The following is a 13449-nucleotide window of genomic DNA, read 5'->3' as shown; positions in this document are numbered from 1 at the left end:
CGAACCGGTGCCGAGGAAACCCGCAGGAAGGCGCGCGCCCGCCCGGCCGGCCGAAGCGCGCCGGGCGGCCCGGCACCGTGCTGCCGGGCGCAAGATCTGAACCGCACCCGCTCCGCCCCCGTGTAAAGGGGGCAACACCGGGACCCGCCGGGGTCACCGGGGAGAGGTGCCGACCATGGTCGCAAACCCCGCGGTGCGCCGCGTGCTCGGGCGGGCCGGGCAGGCCGGGGCCGCCGGTGTCCTCTTCGCCGTGCTCGCCGGGGGTCCCGCGCTCGCGCAGACCCAGCCGCCTCCGCCGGCCGTCAAGTACTACATCGTCCCGCACGCCGACAACCCCGACGACATCACGCTGTTCAAGATCGCCGAGCGCGCTCTGGGTGACGGCAACCGGTTCCCCGAAATCTTCAAGCTGAACCAGGGCCGGCCGAGACCCGACGGGACACCCTTCACCGACCCCACCGCCATCGAGCCCGGCCAGGTGCTGCAGCTGCCCGACGACGCCCGCGACCCCGCCGTGCGGTTCGGGCCGCTGCCCTCCTCTCCCCCGCCCGCCGCCGCTCCGGAAGCCGAACCCGCCGGGGAAACCTCCGGTCTCGGCGTCGGGCTGGCCTCCGCCGTCAGCGGCACCGGCGGATTGCTCACCGGCCTGATCGCCGGGCTCTGGTGGCGCCGCCGGCCGCGGCTCGTCCCGCCGCCGCCGTTCGAACCGGCCGGCGAAGCCGACGACGGCTCCGGCTCGGTCAGCGGCACCCTGCCGATCCCGGTCGTGCCCGAAGTCCTGCGCACCGAGCCCAGCACGACCGAGCTCTCGATCATCGTGCTCGACACGGCCGAGACCCAGGTGATCGCCGCCGTCCGGCCCGGCTCGCGGTTCCACTTCCGGCTCGGCGGGAAACCGGACTTCGCCGACGACTCCACCGTGCTCGTCGTCGACGGCGAAACCGAGCCCTGAGCTGAACGGATCAACCAGCGCCCGAACGCTGGCCTTCGGGGCGCCGGTGCCGCGATAGTCGAACGATGACCTCGGATCCGTTCGGGACTCTGCGCACAACGCTCTGGATCGGTGGTGCCCCGTGGACGGGCAAGTCGACCGTCGCCCGGCTGCTGGCCGAGCGCCACGGGCTGACGACCTACCACCACGACGACCGGACCCGCCCCGGTGCCACGGCGGTCGACGACGCCCCCGCCGGCGACCAGCTGACCGCGCTGCTGGCCGAGTTCCGGCAGCGGTTCGAATGCGCGCTGGCCGACCTGCGCGCCCTCGCCTCGCCGCGGCCGATCGTCGCCGAGGGCCGGGGCCTGCGCCCGGAACTGGTCGCGCCGCTCGTGGACTCGCCGAGCCGGATGGTCGTGCTGGTGCCGACCGAGCTGTTCCGCCAGCACCAGCTGCGGCACCGGCCGGACGAGCCCACCATCCCGCGGCAGCGCAGCCGCCTGACGCGCGACCGGATGCTCGCCGCCCAGGCCGTCCGCTCGGCGCGGGAGCTCGGCATCCGCGTGATCGAGATCGACGGCCGGCTCGATCCCGCCGGGGTGACCGACCTCGTCGCCGAGCACTTCCACCCGTACCTGGATGCGTGACGCCCCCGTTGGCGGGATCCGCGGCGAGCGCCGAAGATCGGTGATCGACACGTCATTCCGCGCGGCGAAGGAGCTTCCTTGGGGTTCGGGAGAAGGCCGGTGCTCGGCCTCGCGCTGGCGTTGGCGGCCACCGTCGTGACGAGCGGGCCCGCCGGCGCCGCCGGCCGCTGGACCGTGACCCTCACCGGCGCGGTGACCGCCGCCGTCGCCCGCACCGGCGACGGCGGCCTGACCTTCGCCGTCGCCCGCGGCGACACGACCGTGCTCGCCCCCGCCCCCCTGGGCCTGCGGACGCGAGCCGCCTACCTGACCCGGGGCCTGGAGTTCCGCCACCGCACCGATCGGGTCGTCGACGAGCACTACTCGATGACCACCGGGAAGCGCCTGGAACGCCACGCGCGGGCGGCGGAGACGACGTTGTCCTTCACCGGTGCCCGCGGAACCCGGCTGGACGTGGTGATCCGCGCGGCCGCCGACGGCGTCGCCTACCGGTACGTGCTGCCCGCCGGCGGGACCGTGCTCGGCGAGGCGTCGGCGTTCACGCTGCCCACGGCGGCGCCGGCGTGGCTGCTGCCCTACTCCCCCAACTACGAGAAGGTCCGCGTCGAAACCACCGCGGGCGGTGCACCGGCCGGCGACTACGGCTTCCCCTCACTGTTCGAGACCGGCGGCGGCTACACGCTGCTGACGGAGTCCGATGTGGACGGACGGTATTCCGGCGCCCGGCTGACGCACCCGGCCGGCACGGCGGACTACGCCATCGAGCTGGCCGACGCCGCCGTCACCGGGCCCGGGCCGTTCGCCACGCCGTGGCGGGTGGCGATCACCGGCGACCTGGCGACGGTCACCGAGTCCACTTTGGTCGACGACCTCGCGCGACCGTCCGAACTGGACGACACGTCCTGGGTGCGGCCGGGCAAGGTCGCCTGGTCGTGGCTGTCCGAACACGACAGCCCGCGAGATCCCGTGCGACAGCGGCAGTTCGCCGACTTCGCCGCCCGCCACGGCTGGCCGTACCTGCTCGTCGACGAAGGCTGGGACGCCTCCTGGGCGCCGGACGTCATCCGCTACGCCCGCGCCCGCGGCGTCGAGGTGCTCCTCTGGTTCCGCTGGGACGACCTCGACACGCCGGCCGAACGCGCGCGGTGGCTGCCGCTGGTCAAGTCGTGGGGCGTGGCCGGGATCAAGGTCGACTTCATGGACTCCGACACGCAGGCGCGGCTCGGGTTCTACGACGACATCGCGCGGGCGACCGCCCGGCAGCGGCTGATGCTCAACTTCCACGGCGCGACCATCCCGCGGGGGTTCCAGCGCACCTGGCCGCACGTCATGAGCTTCGAAGCCGTCCGCGGCGCCGAGCAGCTCAAGACGCGCGCGGCGACCAACACGATGTTCCCCTTCACCCGCAACGTCGTCGGCAGCATGGACTACACGCCGACCGCGTTCGTCGTGTCCGATCGGGACACGACGGACGCGCACGAGGTGGCGACGTTCTTCGTCTACGAGTCCGGCTGGCAGCACGGCGCGGACAAGCCGGAGAACTACGAAGCCCGGCCGGAAGCCCTGCGCACCCTCGACGCCCTCCCGACGGTGTGGGACGAAACCCGGCTGCTGTCCGGCCGGCCCGGCCGCGCGGCGGTGTTCGCGCGCCGCTCGGGTGACCGCTGGTTCGTCGGCGGCATCTTCGCCGGCCCGGCCACGGCGGTGGCGGAACCCCTCGACTTCCTGGGACCGGGCCGCTGGGTCGCCGACACCCTGCGCGACGGGCCGGCCGGGCTGGTCCGGGAGACCTCGACGGTCACCGCCGGCGAACGGCTGCACGTGCCGATCGCCGCGAACGGCGGCTTCGTGACCGTCCTCAGCGGAAAGTGAACCGCGGCGGGCGGCGCTCCAGGAACGCCGCGACGCCCTCCGCGTAGTCGACGCCGTGCAGGGCCTCGGAGCGGATCTCCTCGACCTCGGCGTCGGACGTCTCCTGGCCCGCCACGATCTTCTCGATGATCCGGTTCATCCCGCGGATCGACGCCTGCGACCGCGAACAGAGCGTCGCGGCGAACTCCAGCGTCGAGGCCTCCAGCGCCTCGGCCGGGAAGACGTCGTTGAGCAGGCCGATCTCGCGGGCGCGTCCGGCGGAGATCAGCTCGCCCGACAGCAGGAAGTACTTCGCGTGCGCCGGGCCGACCAGCGACACGAGCTGGCGCGTCGAGTCGAAGTGGTAGACGATGCCGAGCTTCGCCGGCGTGATGCCGAAGCGGGCGCCTTCGGCGGCGAATCGGAAGTCGCAGGCGACCGAGACCTGGCAGCCGCCGCCGATGCAGTTGCCCTGGATCATCGCCACCGACGGCTTGCGCAGCGCGGTCAGCGCCGCCACCGCGCCCTCGACCGCCTTGTCGTAGCTCGCCGCGCCGTCAGCGGTGGTGCGCAGCTCGCCGAACTCGCTGATGTCCGCGCCCGCCGAGAAGTGCTTCCCGGCGCCCGCGAGCACGAGCACCTTCACCGCGGGATCGGCGTCGACCTCGGCCACGACGTCCGGGATCGCCGACCACATGCCGTAGGTGATGGCGTTCATCTTCTCCGGGCGGGTCAGCGTGAGCCGGGCGACTTCGCCGTCGCGCGTCAGCTCGAATCCGTCGGTCATGCTTGGCACCTTAACTGCTCGCCCTGAGCGAAAACTGCGGTGTGTGACACGGTCGGGTGGCTAGCTTGGGGCCATGGCGACGATCGAGGTGGCGGGGACGGCGTTCGGCTACGACGAAGCGGGAGAGGGGCCCGCGGTCGTGCTGCTGCACGCCGCGATCGGCGACCGCCGGATGTGGGACGCCCAGTTCACCGCGCTCGCCGCCACGCACCGGGTGATCCGCTACGACCGCCGCGGCTTCGGCGAAACCGCCGACGGCCCCGGCGAGTACGCCCACTTCGAGGACCTGCTGGCCCTGCTCGATGCCCGGGGGATCGAGCGGGCCGCGCTGGTCGGGGCGTCGATGGGCGGGGCGTGCGCGCTGGACGCCGCCCTGGCCGCGCCGGAGCGGATCACCCGGCTCGCGCTGCTCGGCTCGGGCCTGACCGGGCACGTCTGGCCGGACCACATGCAACGGGACATCGCGCGGCTCGCCGCGGAACTGCTCCCCGCCGGGCGGCTCGAGCAGTACGCCGCTCGCGAGATCGACGTCGACGAGGCCGATGTGCGCGCGATGGCCGAGGCGAACATCCGCTACATGGTGGCCGGCCCGGAGCGGGACGTCTCGGTCCTGCCGCCGGACATGGTCGCGCTGGTGCGGGAGATGTGCGAGCAGGTCTACCGGCACGACTTCACCGCTCCACAGTGGACGGAAAAGATCCCGGACACGCGGCACCGGCTGGGCGAGATCACGACCCCGGCTCTGGTCGTGATCGGGACGGCGGACGCGCCCGGTCTCGTCGAGCTGTCCCACCACCTCGCGGCATCGCTGCCGGACGCGGAGCTGGTCGAACTCCCCGACACCGGCCACCTGCCGGGGATGGAACGGCCGGCCGAAGTCACCGCGCTGCTGCGGAAGGTGCTCTGATCCGGCTCAGGTGAAGATCTTCTGCACCTGGTCGGAGATCTTCGCGACGAGCTCGGAGAACTGCGCGAGCCCGCCCAGCAGCCCCTTGACTTTCTCCCAGCGGCTGCGGACCACCGCGGGCTCGGCGGCGTCGCCCGCACGCAGGTCGCCCGCCAGGTCGGTGAGCGTGTCCTCCAGCACCTCCTGCTTCGCGAGGTCCTTCCCGCGCACCTCGGCCGTCAGCCGCTCGACCAGCTGCAGCAGCGAGGAAACCGTCTCCTCGGCGCCGCCGCCCTCGATGCCGGTCTGGGTGATCCGGCCCGAGTTGTCCCCGCCGATGCTGACCTTGTTCGTGATCCGGTGTCCCATCAGGCCTCCGTTCCTTCGTTGCGGCCGGTCGTCTTCGGCACCCGCGGCCGCGGGCCGCGCTGCCCGGTCTGGGTGATCGGGGCGCGGTTGTCGCCGCCGATGCTGATGTCGTTGTTGATCACGACCGCCGCCTGCTCCTCGAACTTCGCCGTCGAGAACCCGGCGTCGCCGAGCAGCTTGCCGATCGTCGGCAGGAGCCGGCTCCCGATGATCTTCTCGTAGCGTTCGACGTCGACGAGCTGGAAATAGTCGGTGAAGAGGTTGACCGCCGCGAGCTCGCGCAGGGTGCTCGAGGCGCCGTAGCGCTCCGGGTCCAGGACGCCGGCCTCGCGCTTCGGCCGCCGGATCCACGACGCCAGGTTCGCGATCCGCCCCGGCAGGCTCGCCGGCAGCTCCAGCCAGCCGAGCAGCCCCTGCCCGAACGGGCGCAGCGACTCCTGCCGCATCTTGTCCACGACGCGGTATTCGGCCTTGATCGGCGGCAGCATGAACGGCGTCCACTCGACGTACAGCGTCGTGTCGTCCACCGCCACGTGCAGGAACGTCGTCAGCACCAGGTCCCGGTCCCAGGTCTCCACCTGGAAGCACAGGTAGTAGCGCGCCCACTCCTTCGGCTCCCGCCGGATCCGCTCGACGTCGGCCTCGCTGAGCCGAGTGTGCGGCGGGTACTCGATGTCCGGCAGGTAGGACGCGGCCTCGGCGTCGGCGAGGTGGTCGATGAGCTCGGCGGCCGGGGTGAACACGGCGTCGGTCACGGTCAGCCCGCCGAGCCGCCGGTCCGGCGACAGGGCGGCCGACTGCCGCAGTTCGGCGATCGCCCCGCGGATCTCCTCGTACAGCGTCTCGGTGGTCAGCTCCCGCCGGGTCTCCGGGTCGCTCTCGTCGTCGTCGAGCCGCTCCAGCGGGATCGCCATCGACCAGGCGTCGCGGCGGAAACCCGCGCCCACGAACGGTTTGTAGCCGCGGTACACCACCAGCGGCGCACCGGGCATCCCGGCGAACTCGTCACCGCGCTGGTAGCGGCCGAGCTGCTCGCGGAAGTCTTCGGTGAACAGGCCGGAGAGGCTGCCGGTGTCGGGGGCGGGCGGGGCGAAGCGCTTGAAGCGCGTGGTCAGCAGGTTCCACAGCGACCAGCGCTCGAAAGTGACGACCATGAGCACGACCAGGGCCAGCACGATGCCGATGACGACCCGGGCGGTGTCGTCGCCCGGGGAGTCGCCGAATTCGACGTCCTCGGCGTAGCGCGACGAATACGAGCTCCGGGATTCGAAGATCTCGTCCGAGTAGGTCAGCAGCAGCCACAGAACCACGACCGCGGCGAGCACCAGGCCGAGCGTCTTCGGGTTGAACACCCGCTCGTTCGCGTACGCGGTCTTCCCCGCCCGCGCGACCACGAGCAGCACCGACAGCACGATCCAGCCGTACAGCAGCGGGTTGTCCCACGACAGCCCGATGACGACGGCCATCAGCCCCACCAGCAGGCCGTCGTAGTTCTTGCGGCGCGCCCGCGCCCTGACCGCCTCGGTGAGCACACGACCGGCGTCGAGACCCGGTGACGGCGGAACCGGCCGGGTCGGCTCGACGAGGAACTCGGTGATGGCTTCGGTGCTGTAGCGGGGATCGAGATACGATGCCGCACACAAGTAGCGCGTGGTGTCGTCGGACATGCTGCCCCCTCGGCTCGGCCGCCCCTGCAATTTGCGGACCGTAGCATGCAGCCCCGAAAACCGGCACCGCAATTCCGGGCGGAAAAACGCTCAGGAAAGCAGCTTCGCCGTCAGTTCGCCCCGGCTTCGGACGGCCACCTTGCCGAACACCGACTTGAGGTGGTCCTGCACCGTGTGGGCCGAGATGCCGAGCCGGTCCGCGATGTCCACTGTGGACCGGCCGGCCAGCACCTCGCGGCAGACGTCGCGCTCGCGGGCGGTCAGGCCGTAGGCCGCCAGCCGCACGCTCAGCAGCTCGGCCCCCGACGCGCGCCCGACCGTCACCACCGTCTCGTCGGCGTCCTCGGCGACCAACCGGCTGGCGTGCAACACGATCCAGCCGCCACGGGCGTCGCGGACCCGGGCGCGGAAGGTACCGGTCGCCGCCGCCCGCGCGCCGGTGACCACCGCCCGCAGCAGCACCGCGAACCGGCCGGGGGCGATCTCGTCCAGTTCGGACCGCCACGCCGCGGCCGCCGCGGTGGCCGCGCGCTGCCGGCCGTCCGGGCCGGCGACGACGATCGCCGGGGCCGCCGGCTCCCCCGCGTCGCGCGTGCGGGCGGCCACCCGCGTCGCGGCCGCCACCGCCGGCGCGATCGCCGTCAGGAACTCGACTTCGCGGTCGCTGAACTCGCCGCGCCGCACCAGGCCGGCCGCGCCCCACGACGTCCCGTCGACGCGGAACACCGCGCGCAGCTCGTGGTCCAGGCCCAGCGGCCGCCACACCTCGTTGAGCCGGCCGCTGCGTTCGACGTCCCGGCGCGGCAGGTCCGAGAGCCGCGCCACCGGCACCGGCCGGGCGGCCAGCTCGGCGAAGGTGTGCGGCTGGGCGCCGTCGTACTCGTACGTCGCCAGCAGCGGTTCGTACTCGCCGGGGATCCGGGCGCGCCCGCTGGTCATCGAGCTGATCACCGCGGTGTCCGGGTCCAGCGACGCCCAGCAGGTCAGCTCGGTGGGCACCACCCGCTCGACCAGCTCGATCGCGGCGGCGTGCAGCTCGGCGACCCCGAGGCCCGCCGTCGCGAGCGCGGCGATGTCGCGCCGCGCGCCCTGCGCCCGACCCTCCCACATAGACCGAGTATGCGCCGCCGGACGGCGGAACGGGTATCCCAGAATCCGGGGATGGCCGCCCGCTCCCCCGGTTCCTAGCGTCGGTGGGCATGACCCACTTCAGCTCCCCGGGCGCCGGCCCGGAACTCGACACCGGCGACGCGCGCATCACCGTCAAGGTCGGCGCGGAGCACACCGGCGACGCCTTCGAGGTGTTCGAGGTCGACGCGCCCCGCGGGCCGTCGGTCCCGCCGCACTCCGAACCCTGGGCGAAAGCCTTCTACGTCCTGCACGGGCGCATCACCGTCTACGTCGAGGGCGAGCTCCACGACCTCGGTCCCGGCGCGTCGATCAGCATCCCGGCGGGCGCGGCCAACACCTTCACCGTGCACACCCCCTCGGCGCAGTTCCTGGCGATCAGCCTGACCGGCGGCATGGGCCGGTTCTTCCGCGACGTCGACCGGGCTTCGCCGGAGCAGGCCCCGGAAATCGCCGGCCGGCACGGCATCGAGCTGGCCTCGTGAACGCGGTCGCGCAGGTCTTCGCCGGGGTGGCCGTGCTGGTGCACCTGCTGGCGTTCACCTGGGAAGTGCTGCTGTTCGAACGCCGGGGCGTGCACGAGGGCATCTTCAAGATCCCGGCGGCGAACCTGCCCGCCACCCGGCTGTGGTCGTTCAACGTCGGGTTCTACAACCTGTTCCTCGCCGCCGGGCCGGTCATCGGGCTCGTCCTGCTGCACACCGGCGACGCCCGCGCCGGGCAGGCCCTGGTGCTGTACTGCTGCGGCTTCATGGCCCTCGCCGGGCTCGCTCTCGGCGTGTCCGACCTGCTCGCCCTCAGCCGCCCGCGCGGCGCGGGCCGAGGCGGTGCGCTCGCGCAGGCGGTGCCGCCGCTGGGCGCCCTGGTCGCGGCACTGTTCTAACCGGACTCGAGCAGCTGCTCGCTCCAGGCCCGGATGGCCGCGGCCTGGGCGGGCGTGAGCCGGTCGAGGACGAGCCGGCGGATGCTGGCGCCGTGCGCCCGGACGGCGCGCTCGGCCGTGCGCCGGCCTTCCTCGGTCGGCTCGATCCCGGTGCGCCGGCCGGTCGCGCCGTCTTCGATCCGCGCCACCAGGCCGCGGTGCTCCATCCGCGTCAGCAGGTGCGCTACGCGGCTCTTCTCCCAGTCGAGCGCGTCGGCGAGCTCGCCGACGCGCATCGGCCGGTCCAGCGTCATGAGCACGCTGAACTCGGCCTTCGAGATGCCGCAGTCGCGCTGCAGCCCGCGGTCCAGTTCGCGGACGAGCTGCCGGTGGGCGCGCATCCAGGTGTCCCAGAACTCCCACTCCGCCGGCTCCAACATGGGCGTAGCATACAGAGTTGACGCGTCAACTCTGGGAGGAGACCGATGAAGACACTGCTGCGCGGCGGCATGGTGGTCAGCATGGATCCGGCGCTCGGGGACCTTCCCCGTGGCGACGTGCTCATCGAGGACGGCCGGATCGCCGCCATCGGCACCACGCTCGACGTCGACGCCGAGATCGTCGACGCGACGGGGAAGATCGTGCTGCCCGGGTTCGTCGACACGCACCGGCACACCTGGCAGACGGCGTTCCGCGGCCTCGGCGCGGACTGGACGTTCGACCAGTACCGCGCCGCCGCGCACGGCGCGCTCAAACCGCACTACCAGCCAGAGGACGTCTACCTGGGCAACCTCCTCGGCCGCCTCGAAGCCCTGAACTCCGGCGTCACGACCATGCTCGACTGGTTCCACTGCGCCCTCCACCCGGAGAACGCCGACGCCGCGATCGCCGGGTTGCGCGACGCACCCGGCCACTCGATCTTCTGCTACGGCGCGGACGGGCCGGACATCGCACCGGAAATCCGGCGGGTGCGCAAGCTGCTGCCCGGCGATGACATGGCACTCGGCCTGCGCGGTCCGGTGGTGTCCACAATGGACGAGACCGCCGCGGATGTGGCGCTGGCGCGGGAACTCGGGCTGCCGGTGAGCGTGCACGTCCACGGCACCGGTGGCTGGCGCCACGGCGACCGGCCGATCGAGGGCATGCGCGCGCGGGGCCTGCTCGACGACCGCACGACCATCGTGCACGGCAACGGCCTCTCCGACGACCAGCTGGCCATGCTCGCCGATGCCGGTTCCTCGGTGTCGGTCAGCCCGGACGTCGAGCTGAAGATGGGCTTCGAGCCGCTGATCACCGGCCGGGCGCTGGCCGCCGGCTTGCGCCCGTCGCTGTCGGTCGATGACTGCCTGTCCGCCGGCGGTGACCTGTTCGGCGCCATGCGCACGGCACTGGCCGCCGAACGCGGCGGCGTCACCGCTCGCGACGTCCTCGAGTTCGCCACGGTGAACGGCGCCCGGACCTGCGGGCGCGACACTGGCAGCCTCAGCCCCGGCAAGGACGCCGACCTGGTCCTGCTGGACGCCGAGGACCTCTCGGTCTTCCCCGTCGGTGACCCGGTCCGCACGATCGTCAGCGCCGGTCACCCCGGGCTGGTGGACAGCGTCTTCGTCGCCGGGAAGGCGGTCAAACGGCACGGGCGGCTGCTCGACGTCGACCTACTGCCGTTGCGCGCACGGCTCCTGGAGTCGCGCGAGCGGATTGCCGGCGCCTCCGGGATCGGTCAGGAAGCCGAGGTCACGCGGTAGACGTCGTAGACGCCTTCCACGCCGCGGACCACCTTGAGGACGTGGCCGAGGTGCTTGGGGTCGCCCATCTCGAACGAGAACCGGCTGACCGCGACCCGGTCGCGGGACGTGGTCACCGAGGCCGACAGAATGTTGACCTTCTCGTCCGCCAGCACCTTGGTCACGTCGGACAGCAGGCGGTGCCGGTCGAGCGCCTCTACCTGGATGGCCACCAGGAACACCGAAGACGCCGACGGCGCCCACTCGACCTCGACCAGCCGCTCGGGCTGGGACTGGAGGTCACCGGCGTTCGTGCAGTCCGTGCGGTGCACCGACACGCCGCCGCCGCGGGTCACGAACCCGAGGATCTCATCCCCCGGCACCGGGGTGCAGCAGCGGGCCAGCTTCGCCCAGACGTCGCTGGCGCCCTTGACGACGACGCCGACGTCGTTGGAACCCCGGCGCCGGGTGACCGTGGACGGCGTGGCGCGCTCGGCGAGCTCCTCCTCCGCCGCGTCGACGCCGCCGATCAGCGCGACCAGCCGCTGCACGACGTGCTTCGCGCTCGTGTGGCCCTCGCCGACCGCCGCGTAGAGCGACGAGATGTCGGCGTGCCGCAGTTCGGTGGCGACCGCGCCCATCGACTCCGCGGAGACCAGTCGCTGGATCGGCAGGCCGACCTTGCGGATCTCCTTGGTGATGGCTTCCTTGCCGCCTTCGATCGCCTCGTCGCGGCGTTCCTTGGCGAACCACTGCCGGATCTTCGCGCGGGCCTTCGGCGAGCCGGCGAACTGCAGCCAGTCGCGCGACGGCCCGGCGTTCTCCGCCTTCGACGTGAAGATCTCGACGACTTCGCCGTTTTCCAGCTTGCGTTCGAGCGCGACCAGGCGGCCGTTGACGCGGGCGCCGATGCAGCGGTGGCCGACCTCGGTGTGCACGGCGTAGGCGAAGTCGACCGGGGTCGAGTCCACCGGCAGCGTGATGACGTCGCCCTTCGGCGTGAACACGAAGATCTCGCGCGAAGCGAGCTCGTAGCGCAGCGACTCGAGGAAGTCGCCCGGGTCCGCCGCCTCGCGCTGCCAGTCGAGGAGCTGGCGCATCCACGCCATCTCGTCGACGTCCATGGCGTTGCCGTTGTGCGTGCCTTTGGTTTCCTTGTAGCGCCAGTGCGCGGCGATGCCGTACTCGGCGGTGCGGTGCATCTCGTAGGTGCGGATCTGCACCTCGAGCGGCTTGCCGTCCGGGCCGATCACCGTGGTGTGCAGCGACTGGTAGACGCCGAACCGCGGCTGCGCGATGTAGTCCTTGAACCGGCCGGGGACCGGCTGCCACAGCGCGTGCACGACACCCATCGCGGCGTAGCAGTCGCGGACGTCCTCGACGAGGATCCGGACGCCGACGAGGTCGTGGATGTCGTCCAGGTCGCGGCCGCGGACGATCATCTTCTGGTGGATCGAGTAGTAGTGCTTGGGCCGGCCCTCGACCTTCGCGGTGATCCGCGAGGAGACGAGGTTGCTGGTCAGGTCGGTGATGACCGACCGCAGGTAGATGTCGCGCGAGGGCGCGCGGTCGGCGACCAGGCGGACGATCTCGTCGTACTTCTTGGGCTGCAGGATCGCGAACGCGAGGTCTTCCAGCTCCCACTTGACCGTGGCCATGCCGAGGCGGTGGGCCAGCGGGGCGAGCACTTCGAGCGTTTCGCGGGCCTTGCGGGCCTGCTTCTCCGGCGGCAGGAAGCGCATGGTGCGCATGTTGTGCAACCGGTCGGCGAGCTTGATGACCAGCACCCGCGGGTCCTTGGCCATCGCGATGACCATCTTGCGGATGGTCTCGGCCTCGGCGGACGTGCCGAGCTTGACCTTGTCCAGCTTGGTGACGCCGTCGACGAGTTCGGCGACCTTCTCGCCGAAGTCGGCCTTCAGGCTCTCGACGGCGTAGCCGGTGTCCTCGACCGTGTCGTGCAGCAGGGCCGCGACCAGGGTCGTGGTGTCCATGCCCAGCTCGGCGAGGATGGTGGCGACGGCGAGCGGGTGGGTGATGTAGGGGTCGCCGGACTTGCGCCGCTGGTTCCGGTGCAGTTCCTCGGCGACGTCGTAGGCGCGCTGGAGCAGCCCGAGGTCGGCGTTGGGGTGCAGCTCGCGGTGGATGACGGCCAGGGGTTCGAGGACCTGCTTGACCGGGGCCGCGCGCTGCGCGGTGATCCGCCGGGCGAGGCGCGCCCGGACCCGCCGGGTCGCGGACGGGTTCGGCGCCGCACCGTTCGGCCTCGGCGGCTGGGCCGCCGCCTGCCCGTTCTGCTGGGCGCCCTCTTTCGCGGGCACCGCGGCGTCGAGCTCCTGGCTCACCCGCACCTCCTGCTGCTCGTGCGGCCGTTCGAACCACCAGGGTAGCCGTTGCGCCTCGCGGCCCTCTCGGGTGCGCCCGTTCAGGGGGATGCCGGGTCCCCGACCAGCGGGTTCTCCGTCGTGAGTGAGCCCACCACGCGTGAGCCCACCACCAGCAAGCCCACCACCAGCAAGCCCACCACCAGCAAGCCCACCACGAACAAGCCCACCACGAACAAGCCCACCACGAACAAGCCCACCACGAACAAG

13 protein-coding genes are annotated in these 13449 nt (G+C 72.2%); 7 read left to right on the top strand and 6 right to left on the bottom strand.

Going from position 1 to position 13449, the window contains the following annotated elements:
* Window positions 1-175 precede the first annotated feature (175 nt).
* From ACERZO_RS49975 to ACERZO_RS49965, 3 genes are all read left to right on the top strand, one after another.
* A complete protein-coding gene (locus ACERZO_RS49975; RefSeq protein WP_372673102.1) occupies window positions 176-952 on the top strand; it encodes a LysM peptidoglycan-binding domain-containing protein in 777 nt (258 codons plus the stop codon).
* 65 nt (window positions 953-1017) lie between these two features.
* Window positions 1018-1581 carry a hypothetical protein gene (locus ACERZO_RS49970; RefSeq protein ID WP_372673101.1) on the top strand — a complete coding sequence of 188 codons (564 nt, stop codon included), beginning with the start codon at window positions 1018-1020 and terminating at the stop codon, window positions 1579-1581.
* Window positions 1582-1659: 78 nt separating this feature from the next.
* A complete protein-coding gene (locus ACERZO_RS49965) occupies window positions 1660-3453 on the top strand; it encodes a glycoside hydrolase family 97 protein (protein WP_372673100.1) in 1794 nt (597 codons plus the stop codon).
* On the opposite strand, the gene ACERZO_RS49960 is transcribed toward ACERZO_RS49965, so the two are convergent.
* Window positions 3440-4219: an enoyl-CoA hydratase/isomerase family protein gene (locus ACERZO_RS49960; protein ID WP_372673099.1), complete on the bottom strand. Its 780-nt coding sequence runs from the start codon at window positions 4217-4219 to the stop codon at window positions 3440-3442. The two genes, ACERZO_RS49965 and ACERZO_RS49960, sit on opposite strands and share 14 nt — an antisense overlap.
* Before the next feature lie 73 nt (window positions 4220-4292).
* On the opposite strand from ACERZO_RS49960, the gene ACERZO_RS49955 reads away from it, so the two are divergent.
* Window positions 4293-5126 carry an alpha/beta fold hydrolase gene (locus ACERZO_RS49955; protein WP_372673098.1) on the top strand — a complete coding sequence of 278 codons (834 nt, stop codon included), beginning with the start codon at window positions 4293-4295 and terminating at the stop codon, window positions 5124-5126.
* Window positions 5127-5132: 6 nt separating this feature from the next.
* Here the strand turns inward: ACERZO_RS49955 and ACERZO_RS49950 are convergent, their stop codons facing one another.
* The 3 genes from ACERZO_RS49950 to ACERZO_RS49940 all read right to left on the bottom strand — a co-directional run bounded on the left by ACERZO_RS49950 (window position 5133) and on the right by ACERZO_RS49940 (window position 8251).
* Window positions 5133-5474, bottom strand: coding sequence for a hypothetical protein (locus tag ACERZO_RS49950; RefSeq protein ID WP_372673097.1), 342 nt, complete (start codon window positions 5472-5474; stop codon window positions 5133-5135).
* Complete coding sequence (locus ACERZO_RS49945; RefSeq protein WP_372673096.1) at window positions 5474-7141, bottom strand: hypothetical protein; 1668 nt, start codon at window positions 7139-7141, stop codon at window positions 5474-5476. Before ACERZO_RS49945 ends, ACERZO_RS49950 begins: the two co-directional genes overlap by 1 nt.
* 90 nt (window positions 7142-7231) lie before the next feature.
* Window positions 7232-8251 (bottom strand): helix-turn-helix transcriptional regulator, encoded by a 1020-nt coding sequence (locus tag ACERZO_RS49940; RefSeq protein ID WP_372673095.1) that lies wholly within the window; start codon window positions 8249-8251, stop codon window positions 7232-7234.
* An 89-nt stretch (window positions 8252-8340) separates the two neighbouring features.
* Here ACERZO_RS49940 and ACERZO_RS49935 point away from each other — a divergent pair, with 89 nt between their 5' ends.
* Both ACERZO_RS49935 and ACERZO_RS49930 read left to right on the top strand, forming a co-directional pair.
* The gene (locus ACERZO_RS49935) at window positions 8341-8754 is read left to right on the top strand and encodes a cupin domain-containing protein (RefSeq protein ID WP_372673094.1); all 414 of its coding nucleotides are present in this window, start codon (window positions 8341-8343) and stop codon (window positions 8752-8754) included.
* Complete coding sequence (locus ACERZO_RS49930) at window positions 8751-9152, top strand: DUF1304 domain-containing protein (RefSeq protein ID WP_372673093.1); 402 nt, start codon at window positions 8751-8753, stop codon at window positions 9150-9152. The genes ACERZO_RS49935 and ACERZO_RS49930 overlap by 4 nt, the downstream gene beginning before the upstream one ends.
* Here the strand turns inward: ACERZO_RS49930 and ACERZO_RS49925 are convergent.
* Entirely contained in the window at window positions 9149-9571 is a 423-nt protein-coding gene (locus ACERZO_RS49925) for a MarR family winged helix-turn-helix transcriptional regulator (protein WP_372673092.1), read from the bottom strand. The two genes, ACERZO_RS49930 and ACERZO_RS49925, sit on opposite strands and share 4 nt — an antisense overlap.
* 45 nt (window positions 9572-9616) lie before the next feature.
* Between ACERZO_RS49925 and ACERZO_RS49920 the strand changes: the two genes are divergently transcribed.
* Entirely contained in the window at window positions 9617-10876 is a 1260-nt protein-coding gene (locus tag ACERZO_RS49920) for an amidohydrolase family protein (protein WP_372673091.1), read from the top strand.
* Here ACERZO_RS49920 and ACERZO_RS49915 read toward each other — a convergent pair.
* Window positions 10852-13200: a RelA/SpoT family protein gene (locus ACERZO_RS49915; protein ID WP_372673090.1), complete on the bottom strand. Its 2349-nt coding sequence runs from the start codon at window positions 13198-13200 to the stop codon at window positions 10852-10854. The two genes, ACERZO_RS49920 and ACERZO_RS49915, sit on opposite strands and share 25 nt — an antisense overlap.
* Window positions 13201-13449: the final 249 nt, after the last annotated feature.

This window comes from Amycolatopsis kentuckyensis (assembly GCF_041679295.1).
GTDB lineage: Bacteria > Actinomycetota > Actinomycetes > Mycobacteriales > Pseudonocardiaceae > Amycolatopsis > Amycolatopsis kentuckyensis_A.
This window is presented reverse-complemented; position numbering and strand designations above follow the sequence as displayed.